The sequence below is a fragment of the Amycolatopsis sp. NPDC114505 genome (assembly GCF_055633615.1).
On record NZ_JBVKDV010000002.1, the window covers coordinates 1,874,654 to 1,896,933 of the forward strand.

General features: G+C 72.9%; 26 protein-coding genes. 15 read left to right on the forward strand and 11 right to left on the reverse strand.

Features of this window, described 5'->3' with window-relative positions:
• Positions 1-2 precede the first annotated feature (2 nt).
• Positions 3-644 (reverse strand): GNAT family N-acetyltransferase, encoded by a 642-nt coding sequence (locus ACZ7OU_RS26695; RefSeq protein WP_470257193.1) that lies wholly within the window; start codon positions 642-644, stop codon positions 3-5.
• A gap of 241 nt (positions 645-885) precedes the next feature.
• On the reverse strand, positions 886-2,067 hold the full coding sequence (locus tag ACZ7OU_RS26700; RefSeq protein ID WP_470257194.1) for an MFS transporter: 1,182 nt from the start codon (positions 2,065-2,067) through the stop codon (positions 886-888).
• A gap of 99 nt (positions 2,068-2,166) precedes the next feature.
• Here ACZ7OU_RS26700 and ACZ7OU_RS26705 point away from each other — a divergent pair, with 99 nt between their 5' ends.
• On the forward strand, positions 2,167-3,246 hold the full coding sequence (locus tag ACZ7OU_RS26705; protein WP_470257195.1) for a DUF5937 family protein: 1,080 nt from the start codon (positions 2,167-2,169) through the stop codon (positions 3,244-3,246).
• A 9-nt stretch (positions 3,247-3,255) separates the two neighbouring features.
• Here the strand turns inward: ACZ7OU_RS26705 and ACZ7OU_RS26710 are convergent, their stop codons facing one another.
• Both ACZ7OU_RS26710 and ACZ7OU_RS26715 read right to left on the reverse strand, forming a co-directional pair.
• Positions 3,256-3,612, reverse strand: coding sequence for a hypothetical protein (locus tag ACZ7OU_RS26710; protein WP_470257196.1), 357 nt, complete (start codon positions 3,610-3,612; stop codon positions 3,256-3,258).
• A 47-nt stretch (positions 3,613-3,659) separates the two neighbouring features.
• The gene (locus tag ACZ7OU_RS26715; RefSeq protein WP_470257197.1) at positions 3,660-4,682 is read right to left on the reverse strand and encodes an SDR family oxidoreductase; all 1,023 of its coding nucleotides are present in this window, start codon (positions 4,680-4,682) and stop codon (positions 3,660-3,662) included.
• A gap of 117 nt (positions 4,683-4,799) precedes the next feature.
• Between ACZ7OU_RS26715 and ACZ7OU_RS26720 the strand changes: the two genes are divergently transcribed.
• Positions 4,800-5,336, forward strand: a complete 537-nt coding sequence (locus ACZ7OU_RS26720; RefSeq protein ID WP_470257198.1) for a TetR/AcrR family transcriptional regulator — start codon at positions 4,800-4,802, stop codon at positions 5,334-5,336.
• Positions 5,337-5,342: 6 nt separating this feature from the next.
• Here the strand turns inward: ACZ7OU_RS26720 and ACZ7OU_RS26725 are convergent, their stop codons facing one another.
• Positions 5,343-6,392, reverse strand: a complete 1,050-nt coding sequence (locus ACZ7OU_RS26725) for a glycoside hydrolase family 43 protein (protein WP_470257199.1) — start codon at positions 6,390-6,392, stop codon at positions 5,343-5,345.
• A 196-nt stretch (positions 6,393-6,588) separates the two neighbouring features.
• On the opposite strand from ACZ7OU_RS26725, the gene ACZ7OU_RS26730 reads away from it, so the two are divergent.
• From ACZ7OU_RS26730 to ACZ7OU_RS26750, 5 genes are all read left to right on the forward strand, one after another.
• A complete protein-coding gene (locus tag ACZ7OU_RS26730) occupies positions 6,589-7,098 on the forward strand; it encodes a DUF6630 family protein (RefSeq protein WP_470257200.1) in 510 nt (169 codons plus the stop codon).
• Between the two features lie 98 nt (positions 7,099-7,196).
• On the forward strand, positions 7,197-7,922 hold the full coding sequence (locus ACZ7OU_RS26735) for a (Fe-S)-binding protein (protein ID WP_470257201.1): 726 nt from the start codon (positions 7,197-7,199) through the stop codon (positions 7,920-7,922).
• A 17-nt stretch (positions 7,923-7,939) separates the two neighbouring features.
• Complete coding sequence (locus ACZ7OU_RS26740) at positions 7,940-9,370, forward strand: lactate utilization protein B (RefSeq protein ID WP_470257659.1); 1,431 nt, start codon at positions 7,940-7,942, stop codon at positions 9,368-9,370.
• Positions 9,367-9,957: a LutC/YkgG family protein gene (locus tag ACZ7OU_RS26745; protein WP_470257202.1), complete on the forward strand. Its 591-nt coding sequence runs from the start codon at positions 9,367-9,369 to the stop codon at positions 9,955-9,957. Before ACZ7OU_RS26740 ends, ACZ7OU_RS26745 begins: the two co-directional genes overlap by 4 nt.
• Positions 9,958-9,971: 14 nt before the next feature.
• The gene (locus ACZ7OU_RS26750) at positions 9,972-10,874 is read left to right on the forward strand and encodes a trypsin-like serine peptidase (RefSeq protein ID WP_470257203.1); all 903 of its coding nucleotides are present in this window, start codon (positions 9,972-9,974) and stop codon (positions 10,872-10,874) included.
• A 1-nt stretch (position 10,875) separates the two neighbouring features.
• Here the strand turns inward: ACZ7OU_RS26750 and ACZ7OU_RS26755 are convergent, their stop codons facing one another.
• Positions 10,876-11,835 carry a LysR family transcriptional regulator gene (locus ACZ7OU_RS26755; protein WP_470257204.1) on the reverse strand — a complete coding sequence of 320 codons (960 nt, stop codon included), beginning with the start codon at positions 11,833-11,835 and terminating at the stop codon, positions 10,876-10,878.
• Between the two features lie 141 nt (positions 11,836-11,976).
• On the opposite strand from ACZ7OU_RS26755, the gene ACZ7OU_RS26760 reads away from it, so the two are divergent.
• The 3 genes from ACZ7OU_RS26760 (at position 11,977) to ACZ7OU_RS26770 (ending at position 13,938) form a co-directional block, all read left to right on the forward strand.
• A complete protein-coding gene (locus ACZ7OU_RS26760; protein WP_470257205.1) occupies positions 11,977-12,780 on the forward strand; it encodes an alpha/beta hydrolase in 804 nt (267 codons plus the stop codon).
• A 4-nt stretch (positions 12,781-12,784) separates the two neighbouring features.
• Complete coding sequence (locus tag ACZ7OU_RS26765; protein ID WP_470237339.1) at positions 12,785-13,579, forward strand: SDR family NAD(P)-dependent oxidoreductase; 795 nt, start codon at positions 12,785-12,787, stop codon at positions 13,577-13,579.
• 83 nt (positions 13,580-13,662) lie between these two features.
• Positions 13,663-13,938 (forward strand): DUF3253 domain-containing protein, encoded by a 276-nt coding sequence (locus ACZ7OU_RS26770; protein WP_470257206.1) that lies wholly within the window; start codon positions 13,663-13,665, stop codon positions 13,936-13,938.
• A gap of 7 nt (positions 13,939-13,945) precedes the next feature.
• Here the strand turns inward: ACZ7OU_RS26770 and ACZ7OU_RS26775 are convergent, their stop codons facing one another.
• Complete coding sequence (locus ACZ7OU_RS26775; protein ID WP_470257207.1) at positions 13,946-15,361, reverse strand: FAD-dependent monooxygenase; 1,416 nt, start codon at positions 15,359-15,361, stop codon at positions 13,946-13,948.
• Positions 15,362-15,470: 109 nt separating this feature from the next.
• Between ACZ7OU_RS26775 and ACZ7OU_RS26780 the strand changes: the two genes are divergently transcribed.
• The gene (locus ACZ7OU_RS26780) at positions 15,471-15,812 is read left to right on the forward strand and encodes a VOC family protein (protein ID WP_470237336.1); all 342 of its coding nucleotides are present in this window, start codon (positions 15,471-15,473) and stop codon (positions 15,810-15,812) included.
• A gap of 3 nt (positions 15,813-15,815) precedes the next feature.
• On the opposite strand, the gene ACZ7OU_RS26785 is transcribed toward ACZ7OU_RS26780, so the two are convergent.
• Both ACZ7OU_RS26785 and ACZ7OU_RS26790 read right to left on the reverse strand, forming a co-directional pair.
• Positions 15,816-17,087 carry an LLM class flavin-dependent oxidoreductase gene (locus ACZ7OU_RS26785; RefSeq protein ID WP_470257208.1) on the reverse strand — a complete coding sequence of 424 codons (1,272 nt, stop codon included), beginning with the start codon at positions 17,085-17,087 and terminating at the stop codon, positions 15,816-15,818.
• Positions 17,084-18,055 carry an LLM class flavin-dependent oxidoreductase gene (locus ACZ7OU_RS26790; protein ID WP_470257209.1) on the reverse strand — a complete coding sequence of 324 codons (972 nt, stop codon included), beginning with the start codon at positions 18,053-18,055 and terminating at the stop codon, positions 17,084-17,086. The genes ACZ7OU_RS26785 and ACZ7OU_RS26790 overlap by 4 nt, the downstream gene beginning before the upstream one ends.
• A gap of 114 nt (positions 18,056-18,169) precedes the next feature.
• Between ACZ7OU_RS26790 and ACZ7OU_RS26795 the strand changes: the two genes are divergently transcribed.
• The 3 genes from ACZ7OU_RS26795 (at position 18,170) to ACZ7OU_RS26805 (ending at position 20,465) form a co-directional block, all read left to right on the forward strand.
• Positions 18,170-18,346: a hypothetical protein gene (locus tag ACZ7OU_RS26795; RefSeq protein WP_470237333.1), complete on the forward strand. Its 177-nt coding sequence runs from the start codon at positions 18,170-18,172 to the stop codon at positions 18,344-18,346.
• Positions 18,347-18,546: 200 nt separating this feature from the next.
• Positions 18,547-19,866, forward strand: coding sequence for a PepSY-associated TM helix domain-containing protein (locus tag ACZ7OU_RS26800; RefSeq protein WP_470257210.1), 1,320 nt, complete (start codon positions 18,547-18,549; stop codon positions 19,864-19,866).
• On the forward strand, positions 19,863-20,465 hold the full coding sequence (locus ACZ7OU_RS26805) for a DUF5134 domain-containing protein (RefSeq protein ID WP_470257211.1): 603 nt from the start codon (positions 19,863-19,865) through the stop codon (positions 20,463-20,465). Before ACZ7OU_RS26800 ends, ACZ7OU_RS26805 begins: the two co-directional genes overlap by 4 nt.
• Before the next feature lie 70 nt (positions 20,466-20,535).
• Here the strand turns inward: ACZ7OU_RS26805 and ACZ7OU_RS26810 are convergent, their stop codons facing one another.
• Positions 20,536-21,255, reverse strand: a complete 720-nt coding sequence (locus tag ACZ7OU_RS26810; protein WP_470257212.1) for a zf-HC2 domain-containing protein — start codon at positions 21,253-21,255, stop codon at positions 20,536-20,538.
• A gap of 41 nt (positions 21,256-21,296) precedes the next feature.
• Positions 21,297-21,872, reverse strand: a complete 576-nt coding sequence (locus ACZ7OU_RS26815) for a sigma-70 family RNA polymerase sigma factor (protein ID WP_470257213.1) — start codon at positions 21,870-21,872, stop codon at positions 21,297-21,299.
• A 143-nt stretch (positions 21,873-22,015) separates the two neighbouring features.
• Here ACZ7OU_RS26815 and ACZ7OU_RS26820 point away from each other — a divergent pair, with 143 nt between their 5' ends.
• Positions 22,016-22,222, forward strand: a complete 207-nt coding sequence (locus ACZ7OU_RS26820) for a heavy-metal-associated domain-containing protein (protein ID WP_470237328.1) — start codon at positions 22,016-22,018, stop codon at positions 22,220-22,222.
• Positions 22,223-22,280 lie beyond the last annotated feature (58 nt).

Here is a 22,280-nt window from a genome sequence, read left to right on the forward strand (position 1 = left end):
GGTCAGAGGCCGAACATCGGCAGGCAGGCCGTCACGCCTTCCACCCGGGTGCCGGTTCGCGCCTGCCGGGTCCACGTGTCCCGCGTGAGCCGTAGCCGGTCGGAGACGAGGGCCTCGTCGCCTCGGGCGTCTACGGAGATGCCGTCGGGCTCGTAGCCGAGCCGGCGGGATACTCCTTGCGACGCGTGGTTGTCCTGGAACACCTCGGTGAGCGCGGCCCGCGCGCGGAGGTGGTCGAAGGCGAGCGTCAGCAGCCCGGCGCGGGCCTCGGTGCCGTAGCCCTTGCGCTGGTGGGCCAAGCCCAGCCACGCGGAGGTCGTGACCTCCCGGACGACCGTGAAGTCGCGCGCCCGGAGCGTGACGACGCCGAGCGGGTCACCGTCGCGAAAGACGCCCAGGCCTAGTTGCCAGGCTTCGACGGTCCAGTTTGCGAGCCTGCTCCAGTGGCCCTGGAGCACTAACCGTGCGCGTTCGTCGGGGCCGCCGTCGGTCCAGGGCGTCAGGAACGGACGTTCATCTGGGGCGTGCACCCCGATGGCGGCGAGGTGGGCGAGGTCCGCCAGTTCGTCGTCGCGAGGGAGCCGAAGCTCGAGCCGCGGCGTGAGGATGGCGAGGCCGTACTGAGGCCACAGATCGGAGAGCACGGGGGTTGATCCTGCTCAATGGGCCTTTCGTCCGCTACTGGTTTGTCCGGCGTGAGTGATGTGCGGCACACCGCGACGCAGTACCGCGATGCAGTTCTTGCCGCCCGGCTGACTTGGACGTCGACGAAGCCTTCATCGCCTGCACCGCCCAAGCGCTGACCGCCGCGGGCGACGACGGGTGCATACCGAGTTGCCCACCCGACGAAGACCTGCAGCTGACGTTCTATCGCGGGCCGAGCGCTCACTTCTCGGTCGCAACGGCCGACGCGGACACCAGCGTCGCAGCGGCAAGACTTCCCCAGAGAACAACCGAACCCTGAGACGCAAGACTCGTGATAACAGCCGGAGACACAGCCAGACCAAAGCCCGTGGACAGCTGAAACCGCGCCAGAGCGCGACCCAAGACCGGAGCCGGAGCAAGAGCAGCGACGAGCGCCGTGGCACTGCCCGCGTAGACGATCTCGCCAAGAGTGCACACCACAGACACCGCCGCCACCGCCGCGGCACCCCAGCCTCCCCACGACGTGGCCGCCAGGAAACCCAGATACGACGCCGCGATCACCACCCCGGCCAGCGACAGCACCGTCCGCCGGGCAAAGCGGGACAGCAAGACCGTGACTGGCACCTGCAGGGTGACCACCAGCACCGTGTTCGCCACGAAGATCGCCGCCGCCCACACCGGGGACGCGTGCAGCTCGGTCAGCAGGACCAGCGGCAGTGCGATTTCAGGGACGTTGAGGCAGAACACGTAGATCACGTTGGCCGCCAGCAGCGCGCGCATCCGGGGTGCGGGGCCGTCGTCCTCGGGCCGGGTCGTGCTCGGGTGGGCTTGGAGGTGGACCGACCACGCCAACGTCGCCGCGGCCAGGTACGCCAGCCCGGTGCAGGCCGCCAGCACCTGCAACGCCGTGGTGCCGCCCGCCAGGCACGCCGTCGCGATCAGCGCGCCCACACCCAGGCCGGCGTTGCGCAACGCTCGCCCGCCCGCGAGGGCCGCGTCGCGTTCGCGGCCGTGGGCGACCGTGGCCACCAGGGCCGCGTGGGCGGCCGGCCACGCCTGGTTGCCGATGCCCAGGAAGAGCGCCGCCGTCGTGAACAGCCAGACGTGCCCCGGTGGCGCGGCCAGCAGCAGCGCCACACCCAGCACCCGCACCAGCATCGACGCCGCCACGACCGTGCTGCGCGCGCCCCGGTCCAGCCACCGGCCGACCGCCGGCATGCACACCAGGCCCGTGACGACGCCGGCCGTCATGGCGATGCCCGTCACCGACGGGGACAGCCTCAGCACCGTCACCCCGTAGAGCAGCAGGAACGGCCGCAGCATGCCGGTGCCGAGCGCGTCCACGACCAGCGCGACGGCATAGCGGGGCCCGCCGGAGGCACGGACCAGGGCACGAGGCCGGATCTTGGTGAGGGTTGCCATGGCGTCCACGGTGCGGCCGGCCGCCGCCCTGGCCTCGTCGATTGACGGACACCGTCAACCGGCGCGGTCATCGGCCGTCCGACCAGCGAGAATGACGGGGTGACGTTGAGGATCGACATCGGCGGCCTGCCGCCGGGGCGGCTGCGGTTCGCCGCCTCGCCGCTGGCCGAGCTGACCGCGATGCTGCACGTGCTGGCCGAACCCGGGCACCACCCGCAGCTCGCCGGCTGGGCCGGGGACGTCTGGGCCGGGCTGCGGCCGGAGCTGGCCGAGCGGCTCAAGGAGGCGGAGTTCCTCTGGCGTTCCTCGCGAGCCGACTTCCTGGTGCCCGCGCGTCCCCGGCCGACCCTCGTCGAAGAGCTGGACGACGTCGACCGGATCGACGACGAAACCTACGTGACCGCCGCGCTCATCACCACGTGCGGCAGCAACCGGGTCCACTTCGCCGGGCCGTCACCGCTCGCCGACGCGACGGTGCGCGAGCGAGCCCTGGACCTCGCCCAAGCCCGCGGCGCGCTCCAGGAGGCCTTCGCAGAACGGCTGCTCGCGGACCCGGCCGCCGTGCGGGCGCGGGTGCGCGACACCCTCGAACAGTGCGCCGAGGCCTTCTTCGACGCGGCTTGGACGGGCATCGCCGGGCAGCTCGCCACCGACCTGCGGCTCAAGAACGACCTGCTGAAGCGCCAGGGCATCGGGGCGGCCCTCGCGTCGGTCTCCGGCGCCGTGACCCTGGCGCCCGACGGCACCAGCATCGTCGTCGACAAGCTGCAGGACAACGCGACGGCCGGCCGCGGCGTCACCTTCGTGCCCAGCGTCTTCGGCCGCCCGCACCTGGTGGCGGTCCACGCGCGCGGGTGGCAGCCGGTGCTGCAGTACCCCGTCGCCGAGGCGAGCCCGCCGAAGCCGGTTTCGCTGGAGACGGTCACGCTGCGGCTGGAGGCGCTCGCGCACCCGGTCCGGCTGCGGCTGCTGCGCACCCTGGCCCGCGGCCCGCACACCACCAGCGAACTGGCCCACGCCTGGGAACTCTCGCCGCCGGAGGTCTCCCGCCACCTGGCCGTCCTGCGCCGCGCGGGCCTGCTCACGACCCGCCGGCACGGCCGGTTCGTCCGCTACACCCTCAACGTGCCCGACGTGACGGCGCTGGGGGCCGACCTGCTGGCGGCCGTCCTGCGCTGAGACCCGCCGTCAGTCCTCCGAAGGGGTGCGCCGGGCTGTGAGCTCCGTTCGCGAGCGGACCGCTCCGAGCCGGGCGCGGGCCGAGACGTGGTCGCGTTTGACGGCCAGTTTCTCGTGCGGGGCAAGGAAGTCGGCGGCTTCGTCGAGGCGGCCGAGCACGACGAGGGCCTGGGCGTACATGTCCGGCCACGGCCAGTGGCCGGGCTCGTCGGTGCCGGCACCCGGCGCCGGCCGGGTCAGCGGGTACAGCGCGCGCAGCACGCCGGCGGAGTCGGCGCGGGCCTCGGCGAGGTGGGCCCGTGCCAGCAGGCCCGGCACGCGCATCATCGCGTAGTCGCCCGCGCCGGTGGTGGTCCGCAGGAGCACTTCGGTGCACCCGTCGAAGGTCGCGGGCTGAGCCCGGCGCGCGGCCGTCAGACCGTCGCGGCGTCGAGGGCGAGCAGGCTCTCCGCGGTCTCGGCGATGGTGTCTCCGATCGGCCGCGGTGACCAGCCCAGCACCCGCTGGGCCTTCTCCGACGTGGCGTCGTAGTCGCGGCCCAGCTGAGGGCCGAGGATGCGCATTCGGGGGTTGATGCGCGCGAGGGCTCGCGCCGTCCACACCGGCAGTTCGCGCGTGGGTACCTTCGACGCCCGGTCGCCGAGGCGGTCGCGCAGGATCGCCGCGATCTCGCGCACCCACAGGCTGTGGCCGGAGATCGCGAGGAACCGCTCGCCCGCCGCGGCGGGGTCGGTCATCGCCCGCAGGTGCAGGTCCGCGACGTCGCGGACGTCCACGTACCCCATGCCGAACTTCGGCAGCGCGGGCATCTGCCCGGCCAGCATCCGCCGGATCAGGCCCAGCGACGGCGAGTAGTCGGAGCCGAGCACCGGCCCGAACACGCCGACGGGGTTGACGACGGCCAGCTCGATCCCGCCGTGCTCGGCGACGAACTGCCACGCCGCTTTCTCGGCCAAGGTCTTGGACTTCTGGTACGGCGGGATCCCGGCGTCCACATCGGACCAGTCGGCTTCGGTGAACACCCGCGACTTCTCGGGGTGCCCCATGCCGATCGCCCCGAACGCCGAGGTCAGCACGACCCGCTTCACCCCGGCCTCGCGCGCGGCCCGCAGCACGCGCAGGACGCCGTCGCGGGCGGGCACGACCATCTCGTCGTCGTTCTTCGGCACGCTGGTCAGCGTCGGGGAGGCGACGTGCAGCACGTAGTCGCAGCCTGCCACCGCCTCGCGCCAGCCGGCGTCCTGCTGCAGGTCCGCCCGCAGGACGGTGAGCTTCGCGTCCTCGGGCGCCCCGCCGGCGCTCAGCATCGCCCGCACCTCGGGCTCCTTCTTCAGGTCGCGCACCGTGGTGCGGACCGTGTGCCCTTCGGCCAGCAGTGCGAGCACGCACCAGCTGCCGATGTAGCCCGAGCCGCCGGTGACCAGTACTTCAGCCATGGTTGAACCTCACAAGGATGGGAGTGGGAGTTGGCGTCGCGCGCGCCGCTCGTCTAAGCTTCCGGAGAGCTCTCCACATACGTTAGTGGAGACTTCTCCGGATAGCAAGGACGGCACATGGTTCGCTCGGACGCGCGGGAAAACCGGGCTCGCATCCTGGAGGTCGCGCGCGAAGCTTTCGCCGAGGGCAGCGACGTCTCGATGAACCGGATCGCGCAGCTCGCCGGCGTCGGGCCCGGCACGCTGTACCGCAACTTCCCGACCCGTGAGGCCCTCGTGCTGGCCATCTACCAGAACGAAGTCGACCGGCTCATCGCGTCCGTCCCGGACCTGCTCGCCGAGCTGGCCCCGCTGGAGGCGCTGCGGCAGTGGACGGTCGACCTGGTGGTCGCCATGCGGAAGAAGCACGGCCTCGGCGACGCGCTCAGCCCCGGCGCGCACCAGGCGATCAGCGAGCAGACCTACGGCCCGGTCATCGCCGCCATCACGCGGCTGCTCGACGCCGGCAAGGGCGACGGCACCATCCGCGCCGACGCCGACCCCCGCGACTTCCTGCAGCTCACCGGCGCGCTCTGGCGGGCCGCGTCGGGGCCGGAGGACCGGTCGCCGTCGATGCTGGCCCTCATCCTCGACGGCCTCAGCGTGCGCCGGTGAGTCCGCTCACTCGAAGAACTTGAGGCTCCAGCCGGTGTCGGTGTTCGCGCCGGGGACGTTGGCGCGGCGGTACGTCGTCGAACCCCACCAGCAGAACGTCCCCGTGTACCAGTAGCGGTTGGCCCACGAGTACGGCGTGCCCTTGGGGACGGCGTGGAACATCAGCGGGAACTTCGGCCCGGCCGGCGGGCTGGTCGCGATGTCGCCGTTCAGCAGGACGAAGCTGTGGCTGCCCGGCCCGTCGACGTACAGCGTCGGGTCCCAGCCGGCCATCATCGTCTCGCGATGCGAGCCGAACAGGCAGCCGTTCGACTTGTACCAGTCCCAGACGTACGTCGGGTCGCCGCCGGCGCGCAGCCGGACCTCGGCGAGGCAGTACTGGTCGCTCCAGCTGCCGTTGGCCGAGTAGACGATGTGCAGCTGCCCGCCGGGATCCTTGATCACCGAAGGGGCCTCGTTGATGAACGGGTTGCCCACCACGCGTTCCCAGCTCTCCCGCGGCTGGGAGATGACGTACCGTGCGCCGGTCGGCGTCGTCGGGGAGCTCATCCGCGCGATGTAGAGGTTCTGCTCGACGTTGGTGTCGCCGGCCCAGCCCGACCAGACGAACCACCGCTGCCCGCCGAAGGTGAACAGCGTGCCGTCGATGGCCCACTTGCCGTCGGGCAGCGCGAGCTGGGTCTCGGCCGTGTAGCCGCTGTCGGCGACGGCGGAGCTGATCACGTACATCCGGTGCGCCGCACCGGTTCCGGCCGAGAAGTAGACGTAGAACCGGCCGCCGTCGGTGACGATCTCCGGCGCCCACACCTCGCCGCGGCCGCGGCTGTCCGACCAGATCCGCCGGGCGGGCGCACCGGCCAGGCCGTCGGGTGACGTGGCCTGCCGCACCACGATCCCACCCCCGGACGACTGCACGGCGACGTAGGTGGAGCCGACCCGCAGCACGCTGGGATCGGCCGCGCGCAACGCGGTCTGCCCCGCTTCGGCGGCCGGTGCGACGAGTGCGGTCAGGAGCGCGAAAACGACGGTGAGACAAAGGAACCGGGAGACCTTCATGGCCACATCCCTCGGTCGATCCGGGGCGGGGAACCGACAGGATCACCCGTGATCGGGTCGGTCCGGTAGCGCCGCGGGATCTTGCTCGATCAAGCTCGGGTGAAATTGGTCTGAACCGGTGAGGTCCCGGTCAGCGGGTCCGGTGGTTCGGCGGCGTGCGATCATCCCTGCGGCCGAGCACCCCTGGAGGACATCGATGACCACACCGGCTCGCGACGCGCTCGTGGCGGTGGCCACCCTGCTGGCGCCCGACGCCCCGCGGGTGCCCGCCCGTGCGGCGGCCGCCCACGACGACCCCGGCGCCTACCTGGTGGAGCACGCCGACCGGCTCGACGACCGCGGCATCGACGAGCCCTTCCCGGGGCTGCCGTGGATCGCGCTCGTGGACGCGCTCGCCGACCACGGCCTGCTGGCCGAGGTCGACTGGAAGGAAGCGCCCGACGAGATCGCGGGTCGGCTGCGGGCGTTGCGCTCCGCGCCGGGCGCGGACGAGCTGTGGGCGTCACTGGGGGAGAGCGACCTGCCGACGTACGAGTTCCTCGAGCAGGCGGGGGAGCGGCTGCGCGGCACCGGCACCGCGCTCGCCGTCCTCGACATCGAGTCCGACTGCTACCCGCTCGTGCTCCTGCCGGCCGCCCGGTCCGGCGACCTCGTGGCGCTCGCCGAGGCGGCCGGGTTCACGGCCGCGGTGCTCGGTCGCCCGTGATCTATTGAAACGTAGAAATCAGCGCGTTGACTTGTCCGGCGAGCACGTAGTAGCGTCGCCGCACGAGGTGTTGAAACGTTTCGATCCGGAGGGCACGCATGAAGGTCGCCGTGCTCGTCACCTGCATCAACGACTCGCTCTTCCCGGACACGGGCAAGGCGGTGTTCCGGTTGCTGCGCCGCCTCGGCGTCGACGCGGACTTCCCCGAGGCGCAGACCTGCTGCGGCCAGCCGATGGTCAACACCGGCTACCTCGACGAAGCCGTGCCCATGGTCCGCGCCTTCGCGCGGGCGTTCGCCGGCTACGACTACATCGTCACGCCGTCCGGTTCCTGCGCGGGCTCGGCGCGTCACCAGCACGGCCTGGTCGCGCGCCGAGCCGGTGATCCCCGGCTGGCCGAGAGCGGGCCGAAGGTCTACGAGCTGAGCGAGTTCCTCGTTGACGTCCTCGGCGTGACCGACGTGGACGCGTACTTCCCGCACCGCGTCACCTACCACCCGACCTGCCATTCGCTGCGCATGCTCGGCGTCGGCGACAAGCCGCTGCGGCTGCTGCGAAAGGTGCGCGGACTGGACCTGGTCGAGCTGCCCCGGGCCGACGAATGCTGCGGCTTCGGCGGCACCTTCGCGCTCAAGAACGCCGAGACGTCCACCGCGATGGGCTCGGACAAGGCGCGGCACGTCCAGGACACCGGCGCCGAGGTGCTCGTCGCCGGCGACAACTCCTGCCTGCTGCACATCGGCGGCCTGCTGTCGCGGCAGCGCTCCGGCGTCCGCGTGCTGCACCTGGCCGACGTGCTGGCTTCGACCGAGGGGGACGCGTGAGCGCCACGTTCGTCGGCATGCCCGCGTTCCCATCGGCGGCCCGGGAAGCGCTTGCCGACACCCAGCTGCGTCGCAACCTCGCCCACGCCACCGGCACGATCCGCGCCAAGCGCGCGGCCGTCGTCGGCGAGGTGGCCGAGTGGGAGGAGCTGCGCCTGGCGGGCGCGGCGATCAAGGACAACACCCTGCGCCGCCTCGACGAGCACCTGCTGACGCTCGAAGCCGCCCTGCGGGCCGGGGGAGCGACCGTCCACTGGGCCCGCGACGCCCGGGAGGCCTGCGACATCGTCGCCCGCATCGCGCGCGACCACGGCGTCGACGAGGTCGTCAAGGTCAAGTCCATGGCGACGCAGGAGATCGGGCTCAACGAGGCCCTCGCCGAACACGGCGTCACCGCGTGGGAAACCGACCTCGCCGAGCTCATCGTGCAGCTCGGCGACGACCTGCCCAGCCACATCCTCGTGCCGGCGATCCACCGCAACCGCGCGGAGATCCGGGAGATCTTCCGCCGTGAGATGGCCGCGGCGGGCCGTCCGGCGCCCGACGGGCTCACCGATGACCCGGCCGAGCTCGCCGGCGCGGCCCGGCTGCACCTTCGGGAGAAGTTCCTGCGGGCGAAGATGGCCGTCTCGGGCGCGAACTTCGCCGTCGCCGAGAGCGGCACGCTCGTGGTCGTCGAGTCCGAGGGCAACGGCCGCATGTGCCTGACGCTGCCCGAGGTGCTCGTTTCGGTGGTGGGCATCGAAAAGGTCGTGCCCACGTGGTCCGACCTGGACGTGTTCCTCCAGCTCCTGCCGCGTTCCAGCACGGGGGAGCGGATGAACCCGTACACCTCGACGTGGTCGGGTGTCACGCCCGGCGACGGGCCGCGGGAGACGCACGTCGTGCTGCTCGACAACGGCCGCACGCGCGCGCTCGCCGACGAGGTCGGCCGGCAGGCGCTGCGCTGCATCCGCTGCTCGGCGTGCCTCAACGTCTGCCCGGTGTACGAGCGGACCGGCGGGCACGCCTACGGCTCGGTCTACCCCGGGCCGATCGGCGCGATCCTCAACCCGCTGCTCAAGGGCGTCGGCGTCGATGAGCAGACCGACTCCCTGCCGTACGCCTCCAGCCTCTGCGGCGCCTGCTTCGAGGCCTGCCCGGTGCGCATCGACATCCCCGAGGTCCTGGTGCACCTGCGGTCCCAGGTGGTCGACGCGCATCGCGGCGGAGCACCGAAACCCGAGGCGGTGGCGATGAAATCGGCGTCGTGGGTGCTGTCCGACGCGCGAAGGCTGGGGCTGGCCGAACGCGGCCTCGGCCTCGCGCACCGCTTCGGCCGCCGCGTGCTGCCGGGCGGCCGTCGCGGACTGTCCCGCCTGCCGTGGCCCGGTTCGCTGTGGACGACCGCGCGCGACCTCCCGGCCCCGCCGCGGGAGGCGTTCCGCGCCTGGTGGCGGCGGCGATGACGGCACGCGAGGACATCCTGGCGGCGGTCCGCGGCGCCCTGCGGGACGCGGACCGGACGGAAGCGGCGGTCCCGCGCGGATACCGGTCCGGCGCCGCCGCGGACGTCGACCTCTTCGCCGAGCGCGTGGTCGACTACCGGGCGGCACTGACCCGCTGCACGGTCGCCGAGGTGCCGGACGCCATCCGCTCGGCCTTGGGATCGGCGCGCGAAGTGCTGGTGCCGGACGGCTTTCCGTTCGACATCGGCGTGGCCGCGTCGCAGGCCGGGCTGACCGAGGCCGACGCGGTCGTCACCACGGCCGCGCTGGGCATCGCGACGACCGGGACCATCGTGCTCGACCACGGCCCCGGCCAGGGCCGGCGGGCGCTGAGCCTGGTGCCGGACGTGCACGTCTGCGTGCTGCCGGAAGACCGGATCGTGGCCGGGGTGCCGGAAGCGGTGGCCGCGCTGGACCCGGCGCGGCCGCAGACGTGGATCAGCGGTCCGAGCGCGACCAGCGACATCGAGCTGACCCGGGTGGAGGGCGTGCACGGGCCGCGGACGCTGCACGTCATCGTGGTCGCGGGCAACCTCGCCGCCGGCTGAACCGTCCACCGTTCATGATCTTCACGAAGCGGCGTCTCGTCCTGGCCCTGCTGGTCGCCATCGGTGCCACGGCGGTGGCCCCGCCGGTGGACGCGGCCGGCGACCAGGTGGTGACCCGGGTGAGCGCGGCGGACCGCGCCGCCGCGCTGGCCCACTGGACGCCGGAGCGGATGCGGCAGTGGGTGGGCGCCGACTGGCTGCCCCCGGCCGAGAAGATCGGCCGGGAATGGCCGGGGGCGGTGCCGGCGGGCGTCGGGCGGCTGTTCTTCACCGCCGTACCCGGCGTCGACGAGTCCTGCACCGCGACCGTGGTTCCCAGCGCCACCCAGGACGTCGCGCTGACCGCCGGGCACTGCGTCAACGGCGGCCTGGACCGGTTCGACAACCCGATCAAGATCGTCAACGTCGTGTTCGTCCCGGGCTACGACCACGGGAAGGCGCCGCACGGGGTGTTCCCGGTCCGGGCCTTCGCCTGGTCGAGCACCTATTCGGGCCCGACGAGCGGGACCGACGACGACGCCGTGCTCGCCCTGGACCCGGTCGACGGGCACCACGCCGCCGACGTCGCGGGCACCCAGGACGTCTCGTTCGAGCGGCCACCGTCCCCTGTGGACACCACCATGCTCGGCTACCCGGTCTCGAAGGCGGCCGGCGGCGAGGCGTTGTTCTCCTGCGCCCGGCCCGCCACGCTCGAGTCCAACTCGGTCACGACGACGTGGAACACCGGCTGCGACCTCGCCGGCGGCTCCAGCGGCGGCCCGTGGCTGCGGGACTTCGACCCCGCGACAGGCAAGGGGACGATCTTCAGCGTCACGAGCCGGGGAACGATGACCGAGGACGGCGTGACCACGGACCTCAGCGGCGCCGCGTTCACCGACCCCGTGCGGGCGCTGTACGAGCGCGCGGGGGAGCTCTGAGCTAGGCGGTCGTGAGGTCTTCCGGCGGGACCCACAGCGGAGCGGTGTCCGCGTGCTCGGGGTGGAGCCAGCCGCGCTGCCCGGCGGTCTCCCGCGCGATCCGCAGGTAGGCCCGGACGGTCTCCGGCGGCTCGCCGTCCCGCCAGGCCAGCGACCACGGGTAGACCGGCTGCAGCTCGCGGGGCCGGTGGACCGGGAGGCCGCGGTCGGCGTAGCGGCGGGCGTAGCTGTCGAACTCGAGCAGGTAAGCGCTGTCCCGCGCGCGGCTGACGGCGGCGTGGCAGTTGTCGAACGTGCCGGGGTTGCCCAGCCAGCGCAGGGCGACGCCGGTGTGCTGCTCCCAGGAGCTCAGGTACCGGCCGTGCACGTTGTACAGCGCCGTGCCCGGGCCGTCCGCGAAGACCTCGAGGGGCCGCTCGTGCAGCGACGCGGCCGGCCGGCTCGGGTCGCCGGGCCTGCCGACCAGCCAGAACGGCTCGAGCCGCAGCAGGGCGTGCCGCCAGCCGGCCGGGTATTCGGTCTTGAGGCCGGTGGTGACGCGGATGATCGCGACGTCGAGGTGGTCCTCGAGCAGCGCGGTGAGCTGGCGGGCGCTGTCCATCTGGCTCTGCACGAGCCGGACCCCGGGGTGGGCGGCGAGGAAGGCGTCGGCGACGACCCGGCTGGTGTCCAGCTCGAAGATGTGGGCGACCCGCAGGTGGTCCGGCGCGGGTTCGCGCAGCATCTGGTCGGCGGTGGCCAGCAGCTGCCGGGCGAGCTGCAGGAACCGCTCGCCGCGCGGGGTCAGCGCGACGTGGCGGCTGTCGCGCACCAGCAGGGGCGCGCCGACGTCGGCTTCGAGCCGGCGGATCTGCTTGGACAGCGTCGGCTGGCTGATGAACAGCCTGGTGGCGGCCCGTCCGAAGTGCAGCTCGTCGGCGACGGTGACGAAGTACCGCACCAGCCTGAGGTCGAGGTCCATGCGGGCCTTCCGGCGCGAAGGGAGTGAGGCAGTGCGTCAACGATGCCACCACGGCTATCGATGCGGACCCGACAGGTCTTGGACGCGGGGGCCGCGGGTCGTGTTGGCTTGGGGGAAAGCCCCCGCGAACTGGAGGATCCGATGGCCGAGCCGGGCCGCACCCCTGTCGTGTTCATCCACGGACTGTGGCTGCACGCCACCTCGTGGACGCCCTGGATCGAGCACTTCCGGGCGGCCGGGTACGAGCCGGTCGCCCCGGGCTGGCCGCAGGAGCCCGAAACCGTCGAACAGGCCAGGGAGAACCCCGACGCCGTCGCGGACATCGGGATCGACGACGCCACCGGCCACTACGCCTCGATCATCGCCGGCCTCGGCCGGCCGCCGGTGATCATCGGCCACTCGTTCGGTGGCCTGATCACCGAGAAGCTGCTGGGCCAGGGCATCGGCCTGGCCGGCGTCGCCATCGACCCCGCCCAGATCAAGGGCGTCCTGCCCCTGCCGCTGGCGCAGCTGCGCGCCGGGCTGCCGGCGCTGGGCAACCCCGCCAACCTGCACCGGGCCGTTTCGCTGACCGAGAAGGAGTTCCGGTTCGGCTTCGGCAACGCGCTGTCGGACGAGGAGTCCTCGGAGCTCTTCCGGCGCTGGACGATCCCGTCGCCGGCCCGGCCGCTGTTCCAGGCCGCGGCCGCCAACTTCGTGATGCACTCCGAGGCGAAGGTCGACACCCACCGCGAGGACCGCGGCCCGCTCCTGCTGATCTCCGGCACCGCGGACCACACCGTCCCGGACGTCGTCACGCGTTCCACGCTCAAGCAGTACCGGGATTCCACCGCCGTCACCGAGCTTAAGCAGTTCGAGGGCCGCGGCCACTCGCTCACCATCGACAACGGCTGGCGCGAGGTCGCCGACGCCGTGCTCGGCTGGCTGCGCGAGCACGGGATCTAGGCGGGTGGATCTCGGACTGGACGGCGCGGTCGCCGTCGTCACCGGTGCGAGCCGGGGGATCGGCCTGGCCGTCGCCGAAACCCTGGCCGCCGAGGGAGCCCACGTCGTCGCCGGCGCCCGCGACCCGGGGCCGGACCTGGAGGCCCTCGCCCGGGCCGGGAAGGCGCACACCCTGGCCGTCGACCTCGGCACCGCCGAGGGGCCGGGCCGGCTCGCGGAGCTGGCGCTGACCGAGTTCGGCCGGATCGACGTCCTGGTCAACAACGTCGGCGCGGTCACGCCGAGGCCGAACGGCTTCCTGCTGGTCACCGACGACGAATGGACCCGGTCGCTGACGTTGAACCTCCTCAGCGCGATCCGGGCCACGCGGGCGGTGCTACCGGCGATGGTGACGGCCGGTCGCGGCAGCGTCGTCACGATCGCCTCGATCAACGCGAGCCTGCCCGACCCCGGCGTCATCGACTACAGCGCGGCGAAGGCGGCGCTGGTCAACTTCACGAAGTCGGTGTCGAAGGAGTTCGGCCCGCACGGCATCCGCGCCAACGCGATCAACCCGGGCCCGGTGGCGACGCGACTGTGGCTCGGCAGCGGCGGCGTCGCCGAAACGATCGCGGCGAGCACGGGCGCGAACCCCGAGGCGGTCGCGGAGGAAGCGGCTTCGCACGCGGTCACCGGGCGATTCACGCAACCGTCGGAGGTCGCGAACCTGGCGGCGTTCCTGGCGAGCGACCGGGTGGCGGGAAACATCACGGGTGCGACGTTCGCGATCGACGGCGGGTATTCCACGGAGACGCACTAGGGTCGGACGCTGTGCGATCGGCGCCACGACGGGAGTTGGAGCGAATCCGCGCGGGCGGTGGTCCGGGCGCGGAGGAGGCCGCCGTGGCGCTGACCGCGGGGAGTTCCGCGGACCGGCTGCGGGCGGCGGTGCTGGCCCTGGCCACGGGGCGCGGCGCGGAGAGCAGCACGTGCCCGTCGGACGCGGCGAGAGCGGTGGCCGAGGAGTGGCGTCCGCTGCTGCCGGAGGCACGGGAGGTGGCTCGCGAGCTGGCCCGCGCGGGCCGGGTGCAGCTGACCCAGCGCGGCCGGCCACTCGACCCGGACGGCGAGTGGCGGGGACCGATCAGGATCCGGCTGCCTCGCCCCGCGGACGGCTAGCGGCGGATCAGCCGTCAGGCTCGCCGAACCAGCGGGCCAGCTGACCGTTCAGCCCCTCCTGGTCCTCGCCGATCCAGGCGACGTAGCCGTCAGGGCGGACCAACACCGCCGGGACGTCCACAGCCGCCGTCGGGTCCGCGATGAGGTCCACCCGGTCCGACCAGCCCTCGACCGCCAGCCTCTCCGTGCGGTCCAGCACCAGTCCGCGGCCCTCGCGCAGCTGGTCGTAGAGCCGGCCCTGTTTCAGGTCGAGGTCGCGCAGGCGGCGGCCGAGCAGGTCGGGCCCCGGGCCGAAGTCGTAACGGATGCCCAGCGCGGTGATCTTCTCGATCAGGTGCCGGTTCACCTCGTCAAAGTCCATCAGCTCGGTCAGGAGCCTGCGCACAGCCCGCGGGCCCGGCCCGGTCGCGCTCAGCTCCACCTGCGCCCGCGTGTTGTTCAGGACGTCTTCGGCGACCGGATGACGTTCGCCGTGGTACGTGTCCAGCAAGTCCTCCGGCGCCCGGCCGCTGATGTGCGCGGCCAGCTTCCAGCCCAGGTTGACCGCGTCCTGGACACCCAGGTTCAACCCCTGGCCGCCGGCGGGCGGGTGGATGTGGGCCGCGTCGCCGGCCAGCAGGACCCGCCCGGTCCGGTACCGCTCGACCAGCCGGGTGGCGTCGCCGAAGCGGGACAGCCAGCGCGGGGAGTGCACGCCGAAATCTGTTCCGGCGGTGGCGCGCAGCTGCTGCTTGAAGTCCTCGAGGGTGGGCGGCTCCTTGCTGACTCCCTCGGCGCGGACGACCACGCGGTAGACCCTTTCGCCGAAAGGCCGGAGGCTGAACATCTTGTCGGTCTCGTGGACTTCGGCCGTCTTGGCCGCGATCTCCGCCGGCGACGCCCCCACTTCCAGCTCGCCCATCAGCGTGTCGGTCCGCGAAGGCTCACCGGGGAAGCCGACGCCGAGGAGCTTGCGCACCGCACTGCGCGCGCCGTCGCAGCCGACTAGGTAACGCGCGCGCAGCCGCTCGCCGTCGGCCAGCTCGACGGTCACCCCCTCGGCGTCCTGCTCGAACCCGGTCACCGCGCTGCCGCGCCGGATCTGCGCGCCCAGGTCGAGCGCGTGCTCACCGAGCAGACGGTCGACGACCGGCTGCGGGATGCCCAGCTGGTAGGCGGAATCCAGGCCCTCGGGCGCGGGTTTCGGGATGGCCGCGAAGACACCGCCGACCGGACGCTGTCTTCCGTGCTCGAGCAGGCGATCCAGCAGTCCGCGCATCGCCATCAGCTCGAGGCTGCGCACGTGCAGGCTCACCACGCGGACGAACGACGAAACCGGCACGGGCTCCTTCTCCACGACGAGGACCCGCACGTCGTGCAGCCGCAGTTCCGCGGCCAGCATGGCACCGGTCGGCCCGCCACCGGCAATGATCACATCGAGCATGAACCACCCATTCGCTCAGCGGCCGCCCAGTCTGCGGTACCCCGGGTCCACCGGCAAGCGATATATGGTGCACGAAAGAGTACCGGCCGGGAAGAACGGAAACCCCGCTATGCCAGCGATCCACCACGTGGCGGTCGTCGTCGACGACCTCGACCAGGCCGTCGGCTTCTACACCCGCGCGCTGGGCTTCCGGCTCTCCACCGGCCGGCCCGGCAACCTCCGCCCCGGTGCCTGGCTGGACGTCGGGGGCCAGCAGGTCCACCTCGTCGTCGGGGAGCCGGGTCCCGCGCGGGGGCAGCACTTCGCCGTGCTCGTCGACGACCTCGACGCGGAGGTCCGGCGGCTGCGGGGCGAGGGGTTCGACGTCAGCGATCCCGTCCCCGTCGGCGCCGCGCGCCAGTCCTTCCTCGCCGACCCCGCGGGGAACGCGATCGAGCTCCACGAGAAATAGCGGTCACGGCAGGTCGAGGTGCTCCCGCAGGGTCGTGCCCTCGTACTCCGTCCGGTAGACGCCGCGGTCCTGCAGCTCCGGCACCAGCCGGTCGACGACGTCGTCCAGCGCGGCCGGCACCAGGTGCGGGCTGAGGTTGAACCCGTCCACCGCCCGGGTGCGCACGTACCGCGCCCATTCGTCGGCGACCTGCCCCGGCGTCCCGACGAAGCCGTGCTGACGGGGTTGCACCTCGAGGACGAGCTGGTGGATCGACAGGTTCTTCGCCTCGGCCAGCTCCCGCCACCGGCGGATCCGGTCGGACTTGCCCGTCCGGTCCTCGATCGAGATCGTGCCGCGTGACGGGTCGAGCTCCCCGTCAGCCGGCTCGATTTCCGGCAGTGGGCCGTGCGGGTCGTACGCCGAGAGGTCCTCGCCCCAGTACTGCTCGAGGAACGCCAGCGCGCGCTGGGGCGTGATCTGCCGGCGCCGGATGTCCTCGGCCCGCTCGGCAGCGTCGGCCGGGGTGTCGCCCAGGACGACGGTCGCGCCGGGCAGGATCCGCACCGCGTCGGCGGGCCGGCCGTGGCGCGCGAGCCGGGCGCGCAGGTCCTCGGCGTAGGCGACGGCCTTGTCGTAGGCGGTGTTCGCGGAGAAGACGACGTCGGCGTACTTCGCCGCCAGCTCGCGGCCGCCGGGGGAGTCCCCGGCCTGGAACAGCACCGGCCGGCCCTGGGGACTCGGCGGCACCGTCGGCGTCGCGCGCAGGTTCACCAGGTCGGTGTGCCGCGCGACCGGCCCGCGGTCGGACCACAGCGCCAGCGCGGCCTCGACGAACTGCTCGGCGCGCTCGTAGCGGCGTTCGTGCGCCAGCCAGCCGCCGCGCCGGAAGTTGGCGCCCGTCCAGGCGTTGTCGGTGGTGACGATGTTCCAGCCCGCCCGGCCGCCGGAGAGGTGGTCCAAAGAGGACAGCCGGCGGGCGAGGTCGGCGGGGAAGTTGTACGTCGTGTTCTGCGTGGCGACCAGCCCGATCCGGGTCGTCGCGCCGGCCAGCGCGCTCAGCTGGGTGATCGCGTCCGGGCGGCCGGCGACGTCGAGGGCGTGCACGCGGCCGCGGTTCTCCCGCACCCGCAGCCCTTCGCCGAGGAAGAAGGCGTCGAACAGGCCGCGTTCGAGCGTCCGCGCGACGGAGACGTAGGTCTCGATCTCGGTGTGCGCCGCGTTCGACGGGTCGTCCCACAGGTAGTGCGGGCCGACGCCGGTGTAGAACACGCCCAGGTGCAGCCGCGCGCTCATGCGGCACCGCCGGTCGCGAACAGGCTCACCGGACGGGCGAGGCCGAGCGAAGTGCGCAAGGTGGCGCCCGGTTCCGGTGAGCAGAGCAGTCCTTCGGTGCGCAGCGCGGGCAGCACCTCGCCGGTCAGCACCGGCAGGTCGGCGGCGAGGTCCGCGGGGTGCAGCCGGACGCCGTCGACGCTGGTGGCCAGCCAGCCGAGCAGCTCGGTGAGTCCGGGTGCGGATCCGGTGTAGCGCAGGCGATCCCCGGGTGGCCGGCGCTCGGCGGCGCCGAGAACGACCTCGACCTCCGCGAAGACGAGCGGAGCGCCGGTCTCGCGGGCCTGCCGGGCGCGGGTGCGGACGTCGTCGAGGCCGGTGCCGCCGACGAGGACGATGTCCGGGCGGGCGGCTTCGGCCAGCGAGCCGTCGGCCAGCACGACGGGCCTGCCCTGCGGCGGCCGGGGCGTGATCAGCGGGCCCTTGACCGAGAACCGCGTGCCGGTGAAGTCGACGTGGTGCACCTTGTCCGGGTCGAGGTACCGCCCGGTGGCGACGTCCTTGATGACGGCGTCGTCGTCCCAGGAGTCCCACAGCCGCCGCACGACCTCGACGACTTCGGCGACTTCGTGGTGCAGTGCGTCCGGGTCGAGCCGCGACCCGCCGACGGTGGCCAGCGCTTCGGCCGAGCTGTCGGCGCCGACGACCCAGGCGGCGCGCCCGTGCGAAGCGTGGTCGAGGCTCGCCAGCTGGGCGGCCAGGTGGAACGGCTCGGCGGTGGTGACGTTCGCGGCCGGCGCGAGCCCGATCCGGTCGGTCAGCGTCGAGACGTAGGCGGCGCGGGTGGTCGCCTCGGCCCGCCGGCCACCGGCGGGCGAGTCGTCGAAGGTGACGAACGTGAAGCCACCGCGTTCGGCGGCGGTGACGACGTCGGCGACCGGGTCGGCGCCGTCGATCTCCACCGCGACGTGCAGGCTGCGAGAAGTCATGGCTCCACAGCTATCCGGTGCCCGGGCCGCGGCGCACCTGCTTTCAGGATGTGGACGCACTGGGCCGGCGGGCCCGCGGGGCCGACAATGTCCGGACGGCGGAAGGGGTGCACGATGAAGCGGATGATCGACGCGCTGACCCGGGCGTTCACCGGCTTCGGGTGGGTGCTGGTGCCGCCGGTCCCGCCGTTCGAGCCCGGCGTGGCCGTGCCGGTCCCGCGGCCGGCGGACGTGCCGAGAGTGCCGTTGTCGCGCCGGGAACGGGAAGCGTTCTGGCGAATCGTCGGCTGAGTCTACAAAGGACGGTCGGGTCGGCGTGACCGGCGCCGAACCTTCGAAGCGGTGAACGATCCCGTCGAGCGCGGCGTCGCGGGCCTCCGCCCGGCGGGTGGAACGGCTTGACGTGGTGCGCCGGGATTCCCGGGAACCGATGGCCGGGTCCAGCCGACCTTCTACTGGAGCGGTGCGCCGCTCGAGGAGAAGGGAGCTCGATGTCGATCGACCAGAGCGACGAGCGCACGGCCGAGCCGGCGACACCACCGCGGGTCACCTGGGCGGCGATCCGGCCGCTGGTGCTGCGCCTGCACTTCTACGCCGGGGTGTTCATCGGGCCGTTCCTGCTGGTCGCCGCCGTGACGGGGCTGGCCTACGTCTGGACGCCGCAGCTGGAGCAGGCCGTCTACGACCACGAACTGCACGTCCCGGCCGCGCCCGGCGTCGTCCCGCTGGAGCGGCAGGCCGCCGTCGCGCGGGCCGCCGTGCCCGACGGGACCGTGACCGGCATCCGGCCCGGGCCCACGCCTACCGACGCGACGCAAGTGATCTTCAACCGTCCCGGGCTCGAGGCCAGCTACCACTGGACGGTCTTCGTCGACCCGCACACCGCGGAGGTGCGCGGGCAGCTGGAAACCTACGGTTCGGGGCAGGCGATGCCGGTGCGCGGCTGGGTCGACACCCTGCACCGCAGCCTGCACCTGGGCGACGTCGGCCGGTGGTACAGCGAGCTCGCGGCCAGCTGGCTGTGGGTGGTCGTGCTGGCCGGGCTGGTGCTGTGGCTGGGGAAGCGCAAGTCGTCACGGAGTGCGCGAGGGCGGCTGCTGTCGTGGCACCGCACGACCGGCCTGGTGATCGCGGCCGGGCTGCTGGTCCTGTCGGCCACCGGGCTGACGTGGTCCGAGCACGCGGGCGCGAGCATCAGCGAGCTGCGCTCGCAGCTGGACTGGACGACGCCGTCGGTGTCCACGGCGCTTCCTGAGTCCCCGGGCCAGGACGTCGGCGTGGACGCGGTGCGCGCGGCGACGGCGCGGGCCGGGCTGGCGGACCCGGTGGAGATCCGCCCGCCGTCCGCGCCGGGCAAGGCTTATGTGGTGCAACAGGTCGGCCGCGACTGGCCGACGAAGGCGGATTCGATGGCCGTCGACCCGGCGACCGGGCGGATCACCGACACGCTGCCGTTCGCCGACTACTCGCTGGCGGCGAAGCTGGCGCGGTGGGGGATCGACGCGCACATGGGCCTGCTGTTCGGCGTCGCCAACCAGATCGTGCTGACGGCGCTGGCGCTCGGGCTGATCGCGGTGATCGTCTGGGGCTACCGGATGTGGTGGCTGCGCCGCCCGACCCGAGGCGACGCGCGCGCCGGCCGTCCGCCGTCGCGCGGGACCTGGCGGCGGATCCCGGGCCGGGTGCTCGCGCCCGTGCTGGTCGTGACCGCGGTCGTCGGCTACTACCTGCCGGTGTTCGGCTTGTCCCTGCTGGGTTTGCTCGTCGTGGACCTGATCGTCGCGGCTCGTCGTCAGGAGGTGGCGTCGTGATCGAGGCGACGGGGTTGCGGTGGATCCTGACGATTGTCTTTGTGGCGACGGGGGTTTTCTGCGTGTACCGGTGTTTCCGGCAGGGACCGGCGACGAGCCGCTTCGGCGACGTGCTGCACGCGGCGATGTGCGCGGGCATGGTCGCGATGGTGTGGCCGGCGACGATGAGCTTCGCCCGGCTGCCGCAGCTGGCCCTGTTCGGCGTCGCCACGGCGTGGTTCGCGGTGGCCGTCTTCCGGGGCACCGCCCACGGCGACCGGTGGCACCCGGGCTACCACGCGGTGATGATGGCGGCGATGGCGTGGATGGTGCTCGCGATGCCCCGCGCGATGGTGGGCAGCGGCGCGGCGACGACGATGGACATGCCGGGGATGGAAGGCATGGCGATGGCGCTGCCGTCGGCCGGGGGTGGGGTGCCGGTCGACGTCGTGGTGGTCGCGGTGGTGCTCGCGATCGCGTTCTGCTTGGCGGGGTTGGCGTTCCTGGCCCGGGCGATCGACGGGGTGCGCGTCGCGTTGCCGCCGGTCCGGACGGCCGGGTGGGGTGCGGACGCCCTGATGGGCCTCGGCACGACCGTGATGCTGCTGGCGATGCTGTAGGTCGTGAGTGAGAAACAGTGTTCTAACCCTGTTTCTCACTCACGACCGGCCGCGGTGGAAGCTGACGGCGTCAGGCCGCGCGGTGGCGGCTCGCCGGCCTGCGGGGGAACCGGCTGCGGACCGGAGCGAGCGGCGCCGGCGCGTCCTGCGACGGAAGCCGCACCTCCTCCTCGGTCCCCAGCGCGTCGGCGTTCAACGGCGCGGGCGCCGGCTGCCGGCGGTGTTCGCGGTGGACCACGAACATCAGCACCAGCCCCACCACCAGCAGACTGTGCGTCAGCAGGCGCCCGGCACCGACCTGGCCGTCGGACACGTCGATCACCGACGCCACCCCCAGCACCAGCGCGAAACCGGCGACCAGCGGCAACTGCGCCCCCGCGGTCCAGGGTCGGAGGGCCGCCCACAGCAGTCCGATGCCCAGGGCCAGGTTCCACGCCGCGCTCTCGTTGCTCAGGTGGATCGCCCCCGCGTGTGCCGCGTGCGCGTCCGCGGGGACCAGGAACTCGGCGAACCCGAGGCCGGACTGGACGAGCCCGACCAGACCCAGCGCGACCCGCGCCGCCCACTTCTCGCGGGACGGCAGCGGTGCTCGCTCGAGGATCGCGGCCGTCAGGTCCGGCACCGCGGGCGCCTGGCGCACCATCGAGCGGCGCAACCGCTGGGCCTGGTCCCGCCAGGCCTGGCACGCGCCGCAGCTCCGCAGGTGGCGGTCGACTTCGGCCTCGGGCAGGGGGCCGGTCTCGCCGTCCATCGCGGCCGACAGCGATTCCCGGAAAAGTGCGCAGTCCACGCCTAGATAGTCGCTCATGAGCCCGGCCCGGTTCCCGCGGATCAGACGACGGCGCTGCGCCGGGAGGGCGCGTCGGCCATCGCGGCGAGGAGGTCGTCGCGGGCCCGGGCGACGCGCGAGCGGATCGTGCCGACCGGGCACCCGCACACCTGGGCGGCGTCCGCGTACGACAGCCCGAGGGCCTGGGTGAGCACGAACGCGTCCCGCCGCTCGGGGTCCAGCGCCCCGACCAGCTGGTCTAGGACCACCTGCTCCTCCAGCAGCGACCGCGTCGACGGCTCGTCGCGTTCGGACAGGGTCTGCCAGTCGGCCGCGGACGCCGAGCGCGGGCGGCAGCGAGCCGCGCGGATGTGGTCGGCGACCGCTCGGCGGGCGATCGACAGCAGCCACGTGCGGGCCGACGACTCGCCCTTGAAGCGGCTCAACGAGCCCAGCGCCCGCAGGTAGGTCTCCTGGACCAGGTCGTCCGCGGTCTGCGCGTCGCCCAGGCTCGCCACGAATCGCCGGACGTGCGGCTGCGTCGCGCGCACGAAGTGCTCCAGCGCGACCTGGTCGCCGCGGCCGGCGAGCCGGGCCCAGGACGTGATTTCGTCGTCATCCGCACGCAGTGGCCTCACACCCGCTGATACGGCTGCCGGGCCGGAACGGTTGAAGATGATCTTGGGCGAAATTCGCGGGAACCATCCGAGCCCACCGCCCGACCTTGTTACGGCAAGGCCACTGCCCGATCTCGGGAAGGCCACGGCCGGAAGGCGCGATGATGACTCAGAGTACGTACGCGGTGACAGGGATGACTTGCGGGCACTGCGCCGCTTCGGTCCGCGAAGAGCTCGGCGAGCTGCCCGGCGTCCGGGCGGTCGACGTCGACGTGCCGGCCGGCCGCGTCGTCGTCACCAGTGAATCGGCCCTGGTCCTCGAGCACGTCGAGAGCGCCGTCCGGGTCGCGGGCTACCAGCTCGTCCGATGACCAGCGGGTACCTGCGCGACCCGGTCACCGCGCCCATCGCCGCGCTGCGGCCGCCGCG

Coding starts and splice junctions, on each gene's coding strand:
- ACZ7OU_RS26790 (WP_470257209.1), bottom strand. CDS start 18,055: ATGACTTCTCGCAGCCTGCACGTCGCGGTGGAGATCGACGGCGCCGAC.
- ACZ7OU_RS26775 (WP_470257207.1), bottom strand. CDS start 15,361: ATGCTCGATGTGATCATTGCCGGTGGCGGGCCGACCGGTGCCATGCTG.
- ACZ7OU_RS26750 (WP_470257203.1), top strand. CDS start 9,972: ATGATCTTCACGAAGCGGCGTCTCGTCCTGGCCCTGCTGGTCGCCATC.
- ACZ7OU_RS26700 (WP_470257194.1), bottom strand. CDS start 2,067: ATGGCAACCCTCACCAAGATCCGGCCTCGTGCCCTGGTCCGTGCCTCC.
- ACZ7OU_RS26785 (WP_470257208.1), bottom strand. CDS start 17,087: ATGAGCGCGCGGCTGCACCTGGGCGTGTTCTACACCGGCGTCGGCCCG.
- ACZ7OU_RS26820 (WP_470237328.1), top strand. CDS start 22,016: ATGACTCAGAGTACGTACGCGGTGACAGGGATGACTTGCGGGCACTGC.
- ACZ7OU_RS26740 (WP_470257659.1), top strand. CDS start 7,940: ATGCCCGCGTTCCCATCGGCGGCCCGGGAAGCGCTTGCCGACACCCAG.
- ACZ7OU_RS26760 (WP_470257205.1), top strand. CDS start 11,977: ATGGCCGAGCCGGGCCGCACCCCTGTCGTGTTCATCCACGGACTGTGG.
- ACZ7OU_RS26730 (WP_470257200.1), top strand. CDS start 6,589: ATGACCACACCGGCTCGCGACGCGCTCGTGGCGGTGGCCACCCTGCTG.
- ACZ7OU_RS26720 (WP_470257198.1), top strand. CDS start 4,800: ATGGTTCGCTCGGACGCGCGGGAAAACCGGGCTCGCATCCTGGAGGTC.
- ACZ7OU_RS26715 (WP_470257197.1), bottom strand. CDS start 4,682: ATGGCTGAAGTACTGGTCACCGGCGGCTCGGGCTACATCGGCAGCTGG.
- ACZ7OU_RS26800 (WP_470257210.1), top strand. CDS start 18,547: ATGTCGATCGACCAGAGCGACGAGCGCACGGCCGAGCCGGCGACACCA.
- ACZ7OU_RS26745 (WP_470257202.1), top strand. CDS start 9,367: ATGACGGCACGCGAGGACATCCTGGCGGCGGTCCGCGGCGCCCTGCGG.
- ACZ7OU_RS26780 (WP_470237336.1), top strand. CDS start 15,471: ATGCCAGCGATCCACCACGTGGCGGTCGTCGTCGACGACCTCGACCAG.
- ACZ7OU_RS26725 (WP_470257199.1), bottom strand. CDS start 6,392: ATGAAGGTCTCCCGGTTCCTTTGTCTCACCGTCGTTTTCGCGCTCCTG.
- ACZ7OU_RS26755 (WP_470257204.1), bottom strand. CDS start 11,835: ATGGACCTCGACCTCAGGCTGGTGCGGTACTTCGTCACCGTCGCCGAC.
- ACZ7OU_RS26795 (WP_470237333.1), top strand. CDS start 18,170: ATGAAGCGGATGATCGACGCGCTGACCCGGGCGTTCACCGGCTTCGGG.
- ACZ7OU_RS26735 (WP_470257201.1), top strand. CDS start 7,197: ATGAAGGTCGCCGTGCTCGTCACCTGCATCAACGACTCGCTCTTCCCG.